The organism is Geobacillus sp. FSL K6-0789, assembly GCF_038593135.1.
Lineage (GTDB): Bacteria > Bacillota > Bacilli > Bacillales > Anoxybacillaceae > Geobacillus > Geobacillus stearothermophilus.
On sequence record NZ_CP151966.1, the window covers coordinates 2,442,472 to 2,458,028 of the forward strand.

15 protein-coding genes, 2 pseudogenes and 1 other annotated feature (1 of these 18 running past the window's edge) are annotated in these 15,557 nt (G+C 57.1%); of the genes and pseudogenes, 4 read left to right on the forward strand and 13 right to left on the reverse strand.

Going from position 1 to position 15,557, the window contains the following annotated elements; genetic code table 11:
* Positions 1-66, reverse strand: a binding site (T-box leader) (it extends 159 nt beyond the left edge of the window).
* Positions 67-166: 100 nt separating this feature from the next.
* Both NSQ51_RS12885 and NSQ51_RS12890 read left to right on the forward strand, forming a co-directional pair.
* Positions 167-657, forward strand: a pseudogene (locus NSQ51_RS12885) (penicillin-binding transpeptidase domain-containing protein); the annotation flags it as partial.
* A 25-nt stretch (positions 658-682) separates the two neighbouring features.
* Positions 683-1,618, forward strand: a pseudogene (locus NSQ51_RS12890) (acetoin utilization protein AcuC); the annotation flags it as partial.
* 196 nt (positions 1,619-1,814) lie between these two features.
* On the opposite strand, the gene ccpA reads toward NSQ51_RS12890, so the two are convergent.
* The 11 genes from ccpA to NSQ51_RS12945 form a co-directional block, all read right to left on the reverse strand.
* Positions 1,815-2,807 (reverse strand): catabolite control protein A, encoded by a 993-nt coding sequence (gene ccpA / locus NSQ51_RS12895; protein ID WP_033014500.1) that lies wholly within the window; start codon positions 2,805-2,807, stop codon positions 1,815-1,817.
* A gap of 383 nt (positions 2,808-3,190) precedes the next feature.
* Positions 3,191-4,273 carry a bifunctional 3-deoxy-7-phosphoheptulonate synthase/chorismate mutase gene (locus NSQ51_RS12900; protein WP_121649981.1) on the reverse strand — a complete coding sequence of 361 codons (1,083 nt, stop codon included), beginning with the start codon at positions 4,271-4,273 and terminating at the stop codon, positions 3,191-3,193.
* A 228-nt stretch (positions 4,274-4,501) separates the two neighbouring features.
* The gene (gene ytxJ / locus NSQ51_RS12905) at positions 4,502-4,834 is read right to left on the reverse strand and encodes a bacillithiol system redox-active protein YtxJ (RefSeq protein ID WP_033014501.1); all 333 of its coding nucleotides are present in this window, start codon (positions 4,832-4,834) and stop codon (positions 4,502-4,504) included.
* Between the two features lie 7 nt (positions 4,835-4,841).
* Positions 4,842-5,237: a hypothetical protein gene (locus NSQ51_RS12910; protein WP_049625011.1), complete on the reverse strand. Its 396-nt coding sequence runs from the start codon at positions 5,235-5,237 to the stop codon at positions 4,842-4,844.
* Complete coding sequence (locus NSQ51_RS12915; protein WP_033014504.1) at positions 5,224-5,673, reverse strand: DUF948 domain-containing protein; 450 nt, start codon at positions 5,671-5,673, stop codon at positions 5,224-5,226. The genes NSQ51_RS12910 and NSQ51_RS12915 overlap by 14 nt, the downstream gene beginning before the upstream one ends.
* Before the next feature lie 147 nt (positions 5,674-5,820).
* Positions 5,821-7,125, reverse strand: a complete 1,305-nt coding sequence (gene murC / locus NSQ51_RS12920) for a UDP-N-acetylmuramate--L-alanine ligase (RefSeq protein WP_049625013.1) — start codon at positions 7,123-7,125, stop codon at positions 5,821-5,823.
* A gap of 127 nt (positions 7,126-7,252) precedes the next feature.
* Positions 7,253-9,532, reverse strand: a complete 2,280-nt coding sequence (locus tag NSQ51_RS12925; RefSeq protein WP_121649980.1) for a DNA translocase FtsK — start codon at positions 9,530-9,532, stop codon at positions 7,253-7,255.
* Between the two features lie 56 nt (positions 9,533-9,588).
* The gene (gene ytpR, locus NSQ51_RS12930; RefSeq protein WP_033014508.1) at positions 9,589-10,194 is read right to left on the reverse strand and encodes a YtpR family tRNA-binding protein; all 606 of its coding nucleotides are present in this window, start codon (positions 10,192-10,194) and stop codon (positions 9,589-9,591) included.
* A gap of 21 nt (positions 10,195-10,215) precedes the next feature.
* Entirely contained in the window at positions 10,216-11,013 is a 798-nt protein-coding gene (locus NSQ51_RS12935) for a DUF1444 domain-containing protein (RefSeq protein ID WP_049625014.1), read from the reverse strand.
* Positions 11,014-11,059: 46 nt separating this feature from the next.
* Positions 11,060-11,590, reverse strand: coding sequence for a DUF84 family protein (locus tag NSQ51_RS12940; protein ID WP_033014511.1), 531 nt, complete (start codon positions 11,588-11,590; stop codon positions 11,060-11,062).
* Positions 11,591-11,674: 84 nt separating this feature from the next.
* On the reverse strand, positions 11,675-12,751 hold the full coding sequence (locus NSQ51_RS12945; RefSeq protein ID WP_121649979.1) for a M42 family metallopeptidase: 1,077 nt from the start codon (positions 12,749-12,751) through the stop codon (positions 11,675-11,677).
* A 105-nt stretch (positions 12,752-12,856) separates the two neighbouring features.
* Between NSQ51_RS12945 and NSQ51_RS12950 the strand changes: the two genes are divergently transcribed.
* Positions 12,857-13,153: a PepSY domain-containing protein gene (locus NSQ51_RS12950; RefSeq protein ID WP_049625016.1), complete on the forward strand. Its 297-nt coding sequence runs from the start codon at positions 12,857-12,859 to the stop codon at positions 13,151-13,153.
* On the opposite strand, the gene NSQ51_RS12955 is transcribed toward NSQ51_RS12950, so the two are convergent.
* Both NSQ51_RS12955 and trmB read right to left on the reverse strand, forming a co-directional pair.
* A complete protein-coding gene (locus NSQ51_RS12955) occupies positions 13,148-13,999 on the reverse strand; it encodes an MBL fold metallo-hydrolase (RefSeq protein ID WP_049625017.1) in 852 nt (283 codons plus the stop codon). The genes NSQ51_RS12950 and NSQ51_RS12955 overlap by 6 nt on opposite strands.
* 481 nt (positions 14,000-14,480) lie before the next feature.
* Entirely contained in the window at positions 14,481-15,128 is a 648-nt protein-coding gene (trmB, locus tag NSQ51_RS12960) for a tRNA (guanosine(46)-N7)-methyltransferase TrmB (RefSeq protein ID WP_033009793.1), read from the reverse strand.
* A gap of 139 nt (positions 15,129-15,267) precedes the next feature.
* Between trmB and NSQ51_RS12965 the strand changes: the two genes are divergently transcribed.
* The gene (locus tag NSQ51_RS12965) at positions 15,268-15,537 is read left to right on the forward strand and encodes a YtzH-like family protein (RefSeq protein WP_033014518.1); all 270 of its coding nucleotides are present in this window, start codon (positions 15,268-15,270) and stop codon (positions 15,535-15,537) included.
* Positions 15,538-15,557: the final 20 nt, after the last annotated feature.

A 15,557-nucleotide genomic window follows, 5' to 3' on the forward strand; every position in this document is an offset into this window, starting at 1 on the left:
TCGCACCGTCCGCCAGCTCTCTGCACCAGGGAGGCAGCCGCTACTTGTTCCCATCATCGCTTTCTCATATGAAATATATACATTATTATTACCATAGCGATGCGCTCGCTGTCAACCCTAACGCTTTTCGCACAAACGGCGAAAAATCAGCAAAATTCCACAATGTTATACGACGATCGACAAAAAGATTTATGAACAAATGCAGCGCATCGCCGCCCGCTACCCGTATTACGGAAGCGACAATGTGTATTACACCAAAGACAAGAAAACAGGAAAAATGACCTCCATCGCCAACCGGTCGAAGTCAGGGCGATGCTCATCGAAAACAAAACGGGAAAAATCATCAGCTTCGTCGGCGGCCTCGATTATGGGCGCGAGCAGTTGAACCACGCCACCCAGGCGCACCGGTCCAACGGGTCAACGATGAAACCGCTCTTAGTATACACGCCGGCGATGGAGATGGGCGTCATCCAGCCGGCGACGATCATTCCCGACTTGTCGCTTTCGATCGGTTCGTATACACCGAAAAACGCGGACGGAAAAACGCACGGGCTCGTCACGGTGCGCTATGTCTTGCAGCAATCGTTCAACATCCCGGCTGTTCGGACGTATATGAGAATTCGATCCCGCCATCCGATCGACTATTTGCATAAAATCGCGCCAGCCGTCGCCATTTTTATTTATATCGGAAGCGGCGGCGCAAAACTACGGCCTTGGCACCGAGGATACACCGATTTTCCCCAACATGCACGAATCGAGCGCTCTTTTGGTCGGCAGCACCCTCACCGCCGTCGACGCGGTTCTTTCCGGAGCGGCCGGGCATGCGCTCAACCTTGGAGGCGGTCTGCACCACGGCTTCCGCGGCAAAGCGTCCGGCTTTTGCGTCTACAACGACAGCGCGGTCGCCATTCAATACATCCGGGAGAAATACGGACTGCGCGTGTTGTACGTCGACACGGACGCCCACCATGGAGACGGAGTGCAATGGGCGTTTTACGACGATCCGAACGTTTGCACGTTTTCCATTCATGAAACGGGGCGCTATTTGTTCCCAGGGACCGGAAATGTCAACGAGCGCGGCTTAGGCGCAGGCTACGGCTATTCGTTCAACATTCCCGTTGATGCGTTCACGGAAGACGAATCATGGATCGCCGCCTATACGACCGCGCTTCGGGAAATCACCGACTTTTTCCGCCCGGATGTCATCGTGACGCAAAACGGCGTCGACGCCCACTATTACGATCCGCTCACCCATTTGTCGGTGACGATGAAAACGTACCGCGCCATTCCGAAGCTCGCGCACGAAATCGCACATGAATATTGCGGCGGACGCTGGATCGCCGTCGTCGTCGGCGGCTATGACATCTGGCGCGTCGTGCCGCGGGCATGGGCGCTCCTTTGGCTCGAGATGACAGGACAAGCCGATGTGTCCGGCCCGCTGCCAGATGAGCGGCGCGAACGTTAGCAACCGCTTTCACCCTTCGCGCTTCCGCTTGAGTGGGACGACCCGGATGACTTGTATCCCCCGATTCCGCGCAAAGCAGAGATCAGCGAAAAAAATGCCCAGACGGTGGAAAAAGCGTTGTATTTCATCCGCAGCCAGCGGCCGGCACGGTGACCGGCCGGCCGAACCGCCCTCCAAATTCAGAAACAATAGGCGAAGGGGGCTGCTTTTTATGGGCGCCATCGAGCCGGTTCGTGCCTGTTGGCGGCGCATGGGAAACGCAAACGAGAGCGCCTCGGCAGGCGCGTTCAGAGGAAACGCGAAAAAGGCTGATCCGAAAACGCGGAGCGTTTTCGGATCAGCCTCGCTCCTATTTCGTCGATTCCCGCACTTCAAGCCGGTGCGGCAAGACGACGATATGGTTGTCAACTTTCTCCTTGTTCATGTACTTCGTCAGTAACCGCATCGCTACCGCTCCGATGTCGTACATCGGCTGCACGACGGTCGTCAGCCGCGGCCGCACCATCGTCGCAAGCCTTGTGTTGTCAAAACCGACAACTTCCACCTCTTCCGGCACGCGCACGTGATAGTCTTGGGCGCTGTGGATGATGCCGAGCGCCATTTCGTCCGTGCCGGCAAACACCGCCGTCGGTCGTTCGGCAAGCTCCGCGATTTTCTCATACGCTTCCAAGCCGGAGTCGTATGAATTGTCGCCCTCAACGACCAGCTCTTCGTCATATGGCACCCCGCGCTCTTCCAACGCGCGCCGGTAGCCAGCCAACTTCCGCTGGTTGATCGGATCGTCGGTCGGACCGGTCACATACGCCACACGGCGGTTTCCTTTTTCCAGCAAATACGTCACCGCTTCAAACGCCGCCTGCTCATAATCGATGTTAACCGATGGAATCTCCTCCGGCCCGACCGTCGCCGCCAGCACGATCGGCACCGATGATTTTTGAAATTCGGCGACGTGCTCTTCGGTGATGGTCCCGCCCATAAACAACAGGCCGTCCACTTGCTTGGCGAGCAACGTGTTGAGCAAATGCAGCTCTTTTTCTTTGTTTTGGTCGGAGTTGCTTAAAATAATGTTGTATTTGTACATCGTTGCAATGTCTTCGATGCCGCGCGCCAGTTCGGCGAAGAAAATGTTCGAAATATCCGGGATGATCACCCCGACCGTCGTCGTTTTTTTGCTCGCCAACCCCCGCGCCACTGCATTCGGGCGGTAGCCGAGCCGCTCGATCGCTTCCAACACTTTTTTTCGTGTCGACGGCTTGACGTTCGGGTTGCCGTTCACGACACGCGAAACAGTCGCCATCGAGACGTTCGCCTCCCGCGCCACATCATAAATCGTTACGGTCATTCCTTTCACTCCTTTTCACTCAACCGGTCAAATTCCGAATGTATGTACAACTATCATACGATACATTATCGCCAACTCGCAACGAAATCGCAACCATTTTTGCCGGTTTGTTCACAAACCGTTCACCGATAGTTTTCCCGAAACCACGCCATTGCATGAAAAGGAAGCCCGCCGTTTCCCCGTGTTTTTGTGCTGGGCGCCAACGGCCATCAGCGCAAACAGGAATCCGCCAGACAGCGCGATTCGGTTGCCCTATCATGCCGCCAACCCAACCGGCCTCCATTTCCCGCCTCGACCACAGCCTGCTTCGCACTGCCCCAAAAACAAAAGACGCCCCAACACAATGGGACGTCTTCTTTCGCCGACACACCGCCCTTTGCCCTTTACGCTTGGACGAACTGGCGCTGGAAGGCGCGCACTTCTTCCATAAACTCGTTGAATTGGGCGATGTCCATTTGCTGGGCGGAATCGGACAAGGCGACGGCCGGGTCCGGATGCACTTCGGCCATGACGCCGTCGGCGCCGATCGCCAAGGCCGCTTTGGCGCACGGGATGAGCAGATCGCGCCGCCCCGTTGAGTGGGTGACATCGACGAACACCGGCAAGTGCGTTTCTTTCTTCAAAATCGGCACAGCCGAAATGTCGAGCGTGTTGCGCGTCGCCCGCTCGTACGTACGTATGCCGCGCTCGCACAAAATGATCTGCCCGTTTCCTTGCGACATGATGTACTCAGCGGCGTTGATGAATTCTTCGATCGTCGCCGCCAAGCCGCGCTTCAGCAAAATCGGCTTATTCACTTGGCCGGCTGCCTTAAGCAGCTCAAAGTTTTGCATGTTGCGGGCGCCGATTTGGATGACGTCAATATAGTCCAAGGCGATTTCAATGTCCGCCGGCGTGACGATTTCACTGATGACCGCCAAATCAAACTCATCGGCGATCCGTTTCAAAATTTTCAGTCCTTCCACGCCGAGCCCTTGGAAATCGTACGGCGACGTGCGCGGTTTGTACGCACCGCCGCGCAGCATCTTGATGCCTTGTTTTTTCACCGCTTCGGCGACCGTAGCCACTTGCTCGTAGCTTTCCACCGCACACGGGCCCATGACAAAATATTGTTTGCCGTCGCCGATCCGCTCTCCTTTCACCTCGACGATCGTGTTTTCTGGATGCTTTTTCCGCGAGACAAGCAGCGCTTTCCGATGGTCATCTTCTTGCAATTCGAGCGCCGCTTTGAAAATTTCCTTGAAAATGTGCTGCAGCGTCGACGTTTCGAACGGACCGTCGTTATGCTCGGAAATGAGGTCGAGCATTTTCCGCTCGCGCACCGGGTCGTAGCGGTGCGTTCCTTGCGCTTCTTTGATCTTGCCGATTTCTTGAACGAGCCGCCCCCGTTCGTTGATCAGCTTCAACAATTGCAGGTTAATCTCATCGACCCTTGCCCGCAGCTCCTCCAACCGTTCGTTGCTCATGCTTCTCTCATCCTTTCGCCCATTTTCATGCATCGTTTCCGCCCCATAGCGGCCGCCGGCCGGCTGCGTTCGGGGCGCTTCCCCGTTTTGAAGATCGAAGTTTTGTAATTAGTCTTTATTATAATCGATGACTTATCGGTTGTCACGAAAAAAATGCTTTTTTGATTAAACGCTTTTAAGTGGTAAAGTTTAAAAGGAGAACAAACCGCCTGTCGCGCGGACAGGCGGCTAGGCGGTGGCTATGTTCGTTCTCAGCGCATCGTACGTAATAGCCCAATGGGACGCGTGCCAGACGACTTTGCCGTTTTCAAACAAAAGCGCCTGCGGCGATTCGTGCTTAACGCCGGTCGTCTCGGCGATGTAGTTCGAGAGCAGCCGCGCTTCTTGAACGTACAGGCAATATACCGCGAGCTCCGGGTGATCGGCGGCGAACTTTTCACATTCGCCGAACGCCGCTCGGCTGATCGGGCATGTTAGGCTATGTTTGACGAACAAAAAGCGGTTCGTTTCCTTCTTGACGCGTTCAAACTGTTCGACGGTTTCCAGTTTCTCCATTCCCACGTTCTGCTCACTCCATTCCGCTTCGGTGTCCCATCGTTTGCTCGGCGTCATCGAGCGCCGCTTCCGCTTCCTCAAACAGCTTTTGCAGCGTCTCGCGGTCGGCCGGCTCAGCGGATGGCGGAATCGGGATCGTCGCTTTTTCAGCACCGGTCTTTGCCTCTTCGCCTTCGGACGGGGCCTCAGCTGTTTTCAGCGGGATGAACTCGGCGATTTCCTTCGTTTTCTCTTTCGCTGTTTCCAACCATTCCGCCGCCGTCGTTTTCACCGGCTCCCACGTTTCGCTGCTGCTCCATTCCGCGAGCCATTGCCGTCCTTTCTCACTTGTTAAAAACATGGCCGCCGCCGCGCCGGCGATGCCGCCGACAAGCGCCCCAAGCAAAAATCCGCCGTTATTTTTCGCCATTTTGCATTCCCTCCTGTTCACGCAATCGTTCCCTTTCCCTCCATTTTTCCCTTAGATCGAGCAAAACATTTGCCCATCGCAACGTTTTGCGCCATTTTTTCCGCCCGCCGCCCGCTCGAGCCGACAGCGCCGCGGCTGTCTGCTGAAGGGCGCGGTTGAACGAGCGGACGGCGTCGCCGACTTCACTGACGGCTTCGACGGCGCTATTCAGCTTTTCCACCTTCTTTTGCACATCGCCGGCGATGTCGTTCGCCGTATGCAAAAGCTCGGTGACTTCGCGGGCCACCGCTTGCACTTGCTCCTCCGTATGGCCCACCGCCGCCGTCAGCCGGCGCAGCGTTTCCTGCAGGACGACGAGCGTCCTCGCGATGTACACGACAAGCAGCAAAAACGCCGCCGCCGCCACCGCAGCGCTCGCGTACAAAAGCCACTCCACTTCGTTTCCCTCCTTGCCGTCCGGACCGCCTCATCCCGTTTGTACCCGTTTGCCTCCGCCTTTAAACGTTCGCCGCCGTCTCATTCGATTCCTGCCGCCCAACGAAAAACGGGCTGTTTTGGTCACAGCCCGCTTCCCGGCCGGCCGCTACGCGGACAGAACGGCCTGTTCGTACGCCTGTTGAAATTTTTGAATATCGCCGGCGCCCATAAACACCAACACTGCATCCGGATGCTGCTTCAACACTGCGACGTTGTCTTCTTCAAGCAGCTGCGAGCGCGGAATTTGCGCCTGCAAATCGCGGATGGACAGCTTGCCCTCGCGTTCGCGCGCCGAGCCGAAAATATCGCATAAATAGACGTGGTCGGCCTGCTTTAAACTTTCGGCAAACTCGCGCAAAAACGTCTGCGTTCGCGTATACGTGTGCGGCTGGAAAATGGCAACGACCTCGCGTCCCGGATATTTTTGCCTTGCCGCCTCCAATGTGGCGGTAATTTCGCGCGGATGATGCGCATAATCGTCAATCAACACCTGGCGCCCGACCGTTTTTTCGCTGAAGCGGCGTTTCACCCCTTGGAACGTCTGCAGCCGGGCGGCGATTGTGCCGGCGTCAATGCCTTCATAGTGGCAAAGGGCGATGACCGCGAGCGCATTCAGCACGTTATGGGTGCCAAAGCGCGGGATGGAAAAAGAGGCAAAAAACGTGTTGCGCACGAACACGTCAAACGCCGTCCCTTCGGGCGTCTTGACAATATTGCGCGCCTGAAAATCGTTTTCGTCGCTAAGCCCGTAAAACAAAATCGGCACTTTCGCCTGGAGATTCGGCAAATACGGATCATCCCCGCAGGCGACAATCGCCTTGTTCACTTGTTCCGCCATTTGTTGGAAGGCGGAAAAGACGTCGTCAATATTGGCAAAATAGTCGGGGTGGTCGAAGTCAATGTTCGTCATGATTGCATAATCGGGAAAATAGGACAAAAAATGCCGGCGGTACTCGCACGCCTCAAACACAAAGTATTTGCTCCCCGGCTCCCCTCTTCCCGTTCCGTCCCCAATTAAATATGACGTAGGGTGCGCCCCTTGCATCACGTGAGCGAGCAAGCCCGTCGTCGTCGTCTTTCCATGTGAGCCGGTCACCGCGATGCTTGTGAATTTCCCCGCCAGCTCGCCCAAAAAGCGGTGGTATCGAATGACAGGGACGCCGAGTTGACGGGCCGCTTCGATTTCCTCATGCGTATCGGAAAAGGCGTTGCCGGCAATGACCGTATAACCTGGGCGGATATTGTCTTTGGAAAAAGGCAAAACCGGGATGCCCCGTTCCTCGAGCGCCTTTTGCGTAAAAAACCACTTTTCTACATCCGACCCTTGCACTGTATAACCGAGATCATGAAGCACTTGTGCAAGCGCGCTCATTCCCGTGCCTTTGATGCCAACAAAATGGTAAACTGTCATCGCTAAGCCCTCCAGCCATCTTCTCTCTGTAGAACAGTATATGATATTCGTCTAGTTTTGCCATTTGCTTCATGCCGCCGCGCCGGCGGTTTCATTTCCCCATTATAGCACGGCCGGCGGCAAAACACTACCGCCCGGAAGCAACGCCGTTGGCAGAGCGCCCGCCGTGCTCCCCGCGCCAGCGCGCCCACTCTTCCTCGCTCATCAGCACATCGCGCGGTTTGCTGCCGCGCGCTTCCGAGATGAGCCCATGATGCTCCATCATCTCGATGAGCCGGGCGGCGCGGTTGTAGCCGATGCGGAAATGACGCTGCAAACTTGACGTTGACGCCCCTCCCTGGGCGATGACAAACCGGCATGCTTCGTCAAACAGCTCGTCGTCTTCCTCGCCGAACGCCGCCGCTTGCCGGAACTCGTCCGGACTGAACATGTACGAAGGGGCTTGCTGCGCTTTCACGTGGGCGGTGACCCGCTCAATTTCTTCATCAGAAATGAAGCAGCCTTGCAACCGCACCGGCTTGGCTGACCCGTTTTCCAAAAAAAGCATATCGCCGCGCCCAAGCAGCCGCTCGGCGCCGTTCACATCCAAAATCGTGCGCGAGTCGACTTGGGAAGAAACAGAAAAGGCGATGCGCGTCGGAATGTTCGCCTTGATCAAGCCGGTGATGACGTCAACCGACGGCCGTTGCGTGGCGATCAACAAGTGAATGCCGCACGCCCGCGCCTTTTGCGCCAAGCGGCAAATCGATTCCTCGACATCGGCCGGGGCGGCCATCATCAAATCAGCCAGTTCGTCGATGACGATGACGATGTACGGCAACGGCGCCTCACTTCCCCCGCTTGCACGCAGACGGTCATTGTATTTTTCAAGATCGCGCACGCCGGCATGGACAAACAGCTCGTACCGCCGCTCCATTTCGCCGACCGCCCACTTGAGCGCCCCGGCGGCCGCTTTTGCTTCGGTGATGACCGGGCTGAGCAAATGCGGCAAGCCGTTGTACGGGGCAAGCTCCACCATTTTTGGATCAATCAGCAGCCACTTCACCTCATGCGGGGCGGCTTTGTACAACATGCTGACAAGCATAGCGTTCATGCAGACGCTTTTGCCTGACCCGGTCGCCCCGGCAATGAGACCATGGGGCATGTTGCGGATATCGGTCACGACCGGCGCGCCGCTGATGTCAAGCCCAAGGGCGACAGTGAGCGGAGAGCGGCGCTCGCAGAAGGCGCGGTCGTCTAAAATCTCCCGCAGCCGCACCGGACGGCTCGATGGGTTCGGCACTTCAATGCCGATCGTCCGCTTTCCGGGAATCGGCGCTTCAATCCGAATGTCTTTCGCTGCCAAACTCAGTTTAATGTCGTCCGTCAAGCTCGTAATTTTGCTTACTTTCACGCCCAAATCGGGCTGCACTTCAAACTGCGTCACCGTCGGCCCTTGCGTTGCCCCAACGACCTTCGCTCCGATATGGAAGCTCGCAAACGTCCGGTCGAGGCGGGCGCATTGTTCGCGAATCCACTGTTCGTCAGCAGACGCCGCCTCCCCGGGCGACTCAAGCAACGCAGACGGCGGCAGCGAATAGCCGTCCCGGCGCGAGCGTTCCTCGAGCTTGCGCCGGTCTTCCTTTAGCATCATCACATTGTACGGGATGCGCGCCCGTCCGAGACGGGGAGAAGACAGCCGCGCTTCTTCTTCCCGTCCGGCGCCTTTCTCCGCCCCATGGCCGCGTTGCCCCTCATCCGGTCGCGGCGCTCCTTCTTCTAGCACCTTGGTGATCTTCTCCGCCACCGTTTCATTCTCAATCGCCTCTTCAAGCCGCGGACCGGCGCCAAAGACGGACCGCTCCTCTTCCTCTTGCCCGGCGCCCCTTTCCTGCTGATCGTGCTGCCGCTCATCCGATCGCGGCGCCCCTTCTTCCGCGGCCTTGGCCATAGTCTCTGCTGCCGTTTCGCTCCCGGCCGCAACGGCGGCTTGTTCATCCGGTGGGACGGTCGCTTTGCTGCTCTCTTCCTGTTCGGGCGGCGCCAAAGAGGCGGAACGGCTTTGCTCCGGTTTAAAGTCGGAAACCGGCGTTCGTTTTGCCCCCCGCTGTTCGCCGCCCTGTCTTTGATACCCAAATACCGGCGACGGCACATCGGACGGGCGGAACGGGCGTTTTTCCGCCGTTTCCCGCGCCAGGCTGTCTGACGGGCGGCCAGAGGCCGGCCGCGTTCTTCCCCCGTCTACCAACCGCTGCGGCTGTTTCTGTTCCTCCCGCGGCTGATCGTCGGGAATGAGCGGAAACCGAAAGCGGCCTTGCGGGTATTGGTACACCACTTTCGCCTCTGCACGCTCCGGTTGAGGAATGGGCGGCTGTTCCTTCTCTTCTTCCTCCGCGAACATGCGAAGCCATCGTTTCCAAAATTTCATCGGCCGTTTCACTCTTTCTATCTCATTCATTGTCGGCAAAAACGCCGCCGGGACGGTCAAAACACGAACGGCTGGCCGACTTCGTACTCGTCGGAGAGCACAAGAATCCCTTTTTCTTGCGGGGCGTTCGGCAGCCCGAGTTCGCGCGCCGAACAAATCATGCCGGATGACCGGACGCCGCGCAGCTCGCTTTCCTGAATGACAAGGCCGCTCGGCATGACGGCGCCGATTTTGGCGACGACGACTTTCTGCCCGGCGGCGACGTTCGGCGCCCCACAGACGATTTGCAGCACTTCACCGCCGACATCGACTTGGCAGACGCTCAGTTTGTCGGCGTTCGGATGCTTCGTTTTTTCTTTCACATATCCGACGACAAACTTCGGCGACAAATCAGCCTCGATCGGTTCGTCAAAACCGTTTTTCGCCAAAATGTCATTGATGACGCCAACGAGTTCTTCATCGACATCGAGCGGGCCGTTGCCGGAAAACGGATGGTATGAAGAAGCGGAAAAAATGTTGTAACCGACCGTCTCTCCGCTCCGCTCCGAAAAAATGCGAACGACGTCGCCTCGTTTCACAAACGCCCGCTCTTCGGCAGGAATCGGCTTCAGCGACACAAGTAATACATCGCCGATTCCTTCGCGATTGTAAAATACATTCATCGGTTGATTCCTCCTTGCACCTTACGTTCTCCGTTTTTTTCCTAAAATAAAAATAGGTTCTAACTCTCCGTTTTCGTACAAAAAGGATAAGGCGGTAATCGGCACGCGGCCGCCGGCAAAAAAACTCATCGTCATTTGCGCTAGAACGTCGTAGCCGACCTCGTTGCGCAAATCGGCGATAATGAGCACATCTTGATGCGGGACGGCCAACGCCATCGTCCCTTCGATGCGCGCTTCCATTTCCGCCAAAAATGCCTCGTTCAACAACCGGCTCGCATCATAGCCGTCGTTCGTGTTGACAAAATAAAACACGTTGTCCGCCACGCGGTCTTCTTTCACCGGCGTCGGCAACGACCGGACGTTGAAACGGGCGATTTCCTTCACCCGCTCGGCGCTCCACCGCTCCGCTTTCAGCATTTGTTCATCGATCAAGCGGTACGTTTTGCCTAAATCAAGCGCATAATAAATGCGCGTTTCCGTCGTATGGCCATCGTGCACAAGCGGCACGCCTTCTTTCGTCTCCGTCGGAAACGATGTCGAGCGAATGACCGGGTAAATGTTCCGCTCGTTGCCGGAAAGCGCCGCCGCTTCTTCCATCGTTTTCAGCGTTTGTTCCACGTAATAGACGATTTCGCGCACCGCTTCATCTTTTTGATCGTGCCACTTGGCGATCACGCCGGGAAGCGAAATCGTCACGCCTTTTTTCGTGCGTTCATCCTCGATGCGCATCGCATCCTGCTTGGCGTCAAAGCGAAACGTCCAGTGCGGATGGCCGCCTAGACGCTTCTTAATCGTCTCGTACATTTGCCGGCTGTCCATTCGTTTGCCTCCTTAGCATAATAGCGTCGTCAGCCGCTCCCTTTTATCATACCGTGAACGGTCCATTTTGGCAAAAAAACTCATAGTGGCCGGCCAGTAGCTCGACGATGTGGGAAAACATCGCCGCACGCTTGATGCGCCCGTTCGTCAGCACGCCAACCGCCCCTTCATTTGCGCGAATGTTCCGCCGCCCCGTATATTCCTCCATCACCTCGCCGAGTTCTCTTCCTGCTTCAAGTCCGGCGCCGATCTCCGGCGGCAGGGCAAGGCGCGCACCCGCTGCGGTGAGAACAAGGCCGCTTCGGTCGGCCAACGCCCCCCAATTGCACAGCCACCATTGCCCGTCGATCCGCATCACGCCGCCTTCCAACCCGATGCCGATCTCCGCTCCTGCCGCGTCCAGCGCCCGTTTGGCGCGGTTCATCGCCCCAAGCCGCGTTTCTTCATCGGACAGCGGCTGGACGGAGACGCCGGAGGGCACGTCCAGCGGTACAAGGCGCCACGACGGCGCGGCGAACACCGCGCGGACGGCGGCAACTTTCGCTTCGTTTTTCGTTCCGATCGCAACAGTTTTCATCATTGGCCCTCCTTCGCATGGAAAAGGAGAAGCTGCCGCTTCTCCCCCTCCCTTTGTTCCGCTCTGCCGTTCGTTTCTCTTTGCCTAGCTGTTTTGGCGGATCGCCTCAACCGTCGCCCGGTCGCACCGTTTCACGAGCTCGACGATGAGTGCTTTCGCCGCCGCATAATCGTCGACATGAATGATCGCCGCATGCGTATGAATGTAGCGGGCGCAAATGCCGATCACCGCCGATGGCACGCCGCGGTTGGCGACATGGACTCGCCCGGCGTCTGTCCCCCCGCCCGGGGAAATGAAAAATTGGTACGGCACATCAAGCGACTCGGCCGTATCGAGCACAAATTCGCGCATGCCGCGGTGCGTGACCATCGTCCGGTCGTACAGACGGACGAGCGCTCCTTTCCCGATATGGCCAAACGCCCGCTTGTCGCCGGTCATATCGTTCGCCGGGCTCGCCTCAAGGGCGAAGAAGATGTCCGGATTGATCATCGTGGCCGCCGTCTGCGCCCCGCGCAGCCCGACTTCTTCCTGCACAGTCGCGCCGGCGTACAGGACGTTCGGCAGCGCAGCGCCTTGGAGCTCTTTCAGCAGTTCAATCGCCAACCCGCAGCCAAACCGGTTGTCCCACGCCTTCGCCATCACCGTCTTCCCGTTCGCCAACGGCGTAAACGGGCTGACCGGCACGATCGGCTGGCCGGGGCGAATGCCGATTCGCTCCGCGTCGTCGCGGCTTTCCGCACCGATGTCAATGAGCATGTTTTTCAGGTCCATCGGCTTATTGCGCTGCTCTTCATCAAGCAGGTGCGGCGGAATCGAGCCGATGACGCCGATGACCGGCCCGTTGTCCGTAATAATTTGCACGCGCTGGGCGAGCAGCACTTGGTTCCACCAGCCGCCGAGCGTTTGAAAGCGGATCATGCCGTTGTCGGTGATCGCCGTCACCATAAACCCGACCTCATCCATATGACCGGCGACCATCACCGTCGGGCCGGTTTCGTCGCCGCGCTTGACGCCGAAAACGCTGCCGAGCCGGTCTTGCACCACTTCGTCGGCATACTTCGCCAGCTCTTGGCGCATAAACTGGCGCACCGGATGTTCATAGCCCGGCGCCCCCGGCAGCTCGGTCAACGTCTGAAACAATTGGAGCGTTTCTTCATTCATCGCCTATCTTCCTTTCTGTTTTCAGTTCCTTTTCCCGTTCTGCTTACCTATTTCGCCAAAATCGGCTATACTAAACCGTATCAAGGCAAAAGGAGGACCGAACGCATGGCTTGGAAAAAATGGATCGTTGGCGCCGCAGTGGGCGCCGCCGCCATCTGCGCCGTCCGCGCCGCCGCAAAGCCGACGCTTCTCGCGCCGGAACAAGCGCTCGCGATGGCGAAACGCGCGCTCGGCGGACCGCTCCCCATTCGCGGTTCATGGATTCAAGTTGCGCCGGAGCAGTATGAGAAAAACGGGTTGACGTACACTGTTTACCGCGGCGGCGTTTGCCGCGATGACGGGGACGCGGAATTTTTCGTCAACGCCTACACCGGCGCGGTCATCGAGGCCAAACCGTTATAGCGACGGCCGGTTCCGCTTCACCGCTGCGGCGATCGCGCCGTCCGCCTGCCATTTCACCGCCCGGTAATAAGCGTCGTGGTAAAACGTAAACCAGGCGTTTCGCTCCATGCCGTACGGGATCCATCGCTGTTTGGCAAAAATGGAATCCATCGGGTAGTCGTCGTACGCCATCACCCAAAGCACGTTTTGATGGGCGTGCGTCCCGAGCAAATCGCCAAGATGAATCGCCATCTCCCCGTCTGATTCGATCACCACGATCGCATGGCCGGCGCTGTGGCCGCCGGTATGTATAAGGCGGATTCCCGGAACGACTTCGGTCTCTTTCGCAAACGGAACGACTTGTTCGGCGATCGGTTCCCAGTTTTCTTTCCAATACGTATTTCTCGAACGAATGTTCGGGTTTCGCATCTCATCCCACTCAACATCCGACACGATGACCGCCGCCCGCGGAAACGCCGACACGAGCCGCCCGTCTTCCCACACTGTCAAGCCGCACGCATGGTCAAAATGAAGATGCGTCATGATGACAATGTCAATGTCGCAGCGCGCAAGCCCAAGCGCGGCAAGCGATTCATCGAGCGACGATTCTTCGGTGACGCCGAAGTTGCGCTTTTGTTTGTCGGTCAGCTTGCCGTTGCCGATGCCGGACTCAATGAGCAGCCGCTTGCCGCCCGCTTCAACCAAAATCGGGTCGGTGCGCAGCTCAATCTGGTTGTTGTCGTTTGGCGGATACTTTTTCGACCAAAGCGGCTTCGGAACGACGCCAAACATCGCCCCGCCGTCCAGGTGAGTGACGCCTCCGTTCAGCCACGTCAAGGTGATTTGCCCGATTTTCAGCTGTTCCATGTCCATCTCCCCCTTCCTTAGTGTACCATTTTCTTCATAATCGAGAAAGAAAAAAATCGCCCCGCCGTTCCGTTCTAAACCGATGGGGAAAACGGCGGTGTTCCGTGGGCGAACCGGTGCGGTTCAACATTTTTCTGTTTGAGCCGACGATCATATCGATGACCAAAAACGGGATGAAAATCGGTGTGGTGCAACATGTTTCCGTTTGAGCGGGGCTGACCCAAAAGGCTGTCTGTCTTCAGGATAGACACAAAATATAGCGCGGAAGAAGCGATCGGTGTATATATAAAAACGAAAGGGGGTGTCCCGATCCTTTTGGAACACCGCCTTTTTTTGTAAGGCCGGAAACGCTCATCCGCTTTGAAGTTCGCAGACTGGGCCGGCATCGTGCCCTCTTGGTCGCGGCAGCGCAGCGTCCGCCCCTGTCGGCTTTTCGTAAAACAAAAAAGAGCCCCGCCTGTTGGGGCTCTTCCGTTTGCGGCTACGCCCGCCGCGGGCGCACCGCCTCGCAGCGGTAAATGCGGTTGCCTTTAGCGGAAAACTTCTCCTCGTATTCGGTCATCACATTGCCTTCGACATCGCTCCGATGCAAATCGAGCTGAACCGCCGCGAGCACAAAGCCGTATTGCGACAAGCTGACGAGCGAGTATTCAAAAAACGACTGGTTGTCCGTTTTCAAATGAATGTCGCCGTCTTCCGTTAAAATGCGTTCATAAAGCGCCAAAAAATCCCGATATGTAAGCCGCCGCTTCTCGTGCCGCTTTTTTGGCCACGGATCGGAAAAATTCAAATAAATGCGGGAGACTTCCCCGTCGGCAAAAAATGTGCCGAGGTCTTTCGCATTGGCATTGAGCAGCCGCACGTTCGGCAGCTCGCTCTCAATCAGCTTGTCAAGCGCTGATACGAGCACGCTCGGATACAGCTCGATGCCAATGAAATTGAGATCGGGATGAAGCTTCGCCATTTCGGTGATAAATTTCCCTTTCCCCGTGCCGATTTCAATATGGATCGGCCGCTCGTTGCCGAACAGTTCGCGCCATCGCCCACGCCTCGCTTCCGGGTCGGGAATGACGTAATGCGGATAAGCGGCGATTTTGTCTTTCGCCCACGGTTTGTTGCGCAAACGCATACGGACACCTCTGCCTCGTTGAATTTGTCAGTTTGACGATATCATAGTCGCGCCCAAAGAAGCAAACGCTCGGGCATAAACGCTGCTGCGCCCGGGCATATTAACAACGTACAACTTTGCTTGAAGGATGGTGATCGACATGACGCTCGACCATAACGACCAATTGACCGTGCTCCGCGATATTTTATCCGAACATCAGCTTGATTGTTGCGGAACCGTCTCCGAATGTGAACAAATTGAGCGGCTTGTAAAGTCGCTGCTTGCCAATAGCGAAGTGAACGCCCATGTCAAGCAAATTCTTCCGAACATTTACGCCTACGGCCAAGGCGGAAAATACAGCGCCGATTTAAGCGCCCACATTTCCGCTCATCAAAGCCAGCTCGCCGACTGGGTGAACGAGCTCTCCTGAACAGGGGGCGGCGCCAAACC